Origin of the sequence: Streptomyces sp. H39-C1 (assembly GCF_027158125.1) — a bacterium.
Classification (GTDB): Bacteria; Actinomycetota; Actinomycetes; order Streptomycetales; family Streptomycetaceae; genus Actinacidiphila; species Actinacidiphila fildesensis.
This window is the reverse complement of sequence record NZ_JAPVLS010000236.1, coordinates 1-1,679: the sequence shown is the minus strand read 5'-3', so window position 1 is coordinate 1,679 and position 1,679 is coordinate 1. Positions and strand designations below refer to the sequence as shown.

Annotated in this window: 1 protein-coding gene; it reads right to left on the bottom strand. The window is 71.1% G+C overall.

The features are described 5' to 3' along the window. The coding region (locus tag O3W51_RS47905; protein ID WP_269290375.1) for a DEAD/DEAH box helicase at positions 1-1,430 on the bottom strand (1,430 nt) is incomplete at its 3' end. Between the last annotated feature and the right edge of the window lie 249 nt (positions 1,431-1,679).

The following is a 1,679-nucleotide window of genomic DNA, read 5'->3' as shown; positions in this document are numbered from 1 at the left end:
CACGGGATGCCGCTGGGGGCCTGGGCTCCGGTGATGCGGGTCAGTTCGGCCTCGTCGGGGCGGACCTGTGCGGTCTGCGGGGCGATGCCGGCGTCCCGCATCAAGCGGATCATGTCGCGGCGCTGGTTGGGCAGGACCAGGGTCACGACGCTGCCGGACTCACCGGCGCGCGCGGTGCGGCCGCCGCGGTGCAGGTAGTCCTTGTGGTCGCTGGGCGGGTCGATGTTGACGACCAGGTCGAGGTTGTCGACGTGGATGCCGCGCGCGGCGACGTTCGTGGCGACCAGCACGGTGACGTGTCCGGTCTTGAACTGCTCCAGGGTGCGGGTCCGCTGCGGCTGGGACTTGCCGCCGTGCAGTGCCGCGGCGCGCACTCCGCTGTTCAGCAGGTGGTCGGTGAGCTTGTCCACGGCGTGCTTGGTGTCGAGGAACATGATGACCCGGCCGTCACGGGCGGCGATCTGCGTCGTCACCGCGTTCTTGTCCCCGCCGTGCACGTGCAGCACGTGGTGCTCCATCGTGGTGACCGCGCCGGCCGACGGGTCGACGGAGTGGACGACCGGGTCGTGCAGGTAGCGGCGCACCAGAAGGTCGACGTTGCGGTCCAAGGTGGCGGAGAACAGCATGCGCTGTCCGTCCGGGCGCACCTGGTCCAGCAGGGCGGTGACCTGCGGCATGAAGCCCATGTCGGCCATCTGGTCGGCCTCGTCGAGGACCGTGATGCCGACCTGGTCCAGGCGGCAGGAGCCCCGGTCGATGAGGTCCTTGAGCCGGCCCGGCGTGGCGACGACGACTTCGGCGCCACCGCGCAGCAGGTGGATCTGCCGTCCGATGGACATGCCGCCGACCACCGTGGCCATCCGCAGGCGCAGCGAGCGGGCGTACGGGGTCAGCGCGTCGGTGACCTGCTGGGCGAGCTCACGCGTCGGGACCAGGACCAGAGCCAGCGGCTGCAGCGGTTCGGCGCGCTGACCGGCGGTCCTGGCCAGCAGCGCCAGACCGAAGGCGAGGGTCTTGCCGGAACCGGTACGGCCACGGCCCAGCACGTTACGTCCCGCCAGGGCGTTGGGCAGCGTCGCGCCCTGGATGGGGAACGGCACCGCCATGCCCTCGTGCGCCAGCGTCGCCAGCAGAGCGGCCGGCATGTCCAGCGCGGCGAAGCTCTCCACCGCGGGCAGCGCCGGGGTGAGCGTGACCGGAAGAGCGAACTCACCCTGAACGGACGGGCGTCGACTTGAACCGCCGGAGCGGCCCGAGCCCGCGTAGCTACCGGAACGGCCGGAGCCACCGGAGCCCGCGTAACCGCCGGAACGGCTCGGCGCACCGGAGCGGCTCGGCGCCGAACGGCTGTAACCGCCGGCGCTGGAGGCGCCGCCGCGGCTGGTGGAACTGGGGCTGGAATACGAGCGGTTGGAACGAACGGGGTTCACGGAGAACCTTCCTGGATACGGCACGTATCCAGGAGGCCCCAGCAGCGAACACGCCGCACGAAGGCATCGCAGAGACGAACCGGAAGAACGAGCAAGAACGAGACGGGACCGAAGCGGCGCGGAATCAACCGCGCGAACACACTTCGCCACGAGCGGCACTGCCAGAGATGGCGGCCGGGAACTGGACGCGCGAGGAGGCGGGTCCGGGGCAGTGAGCACATCGCGGTCGTGAACCGCGGAGCCGCCTGC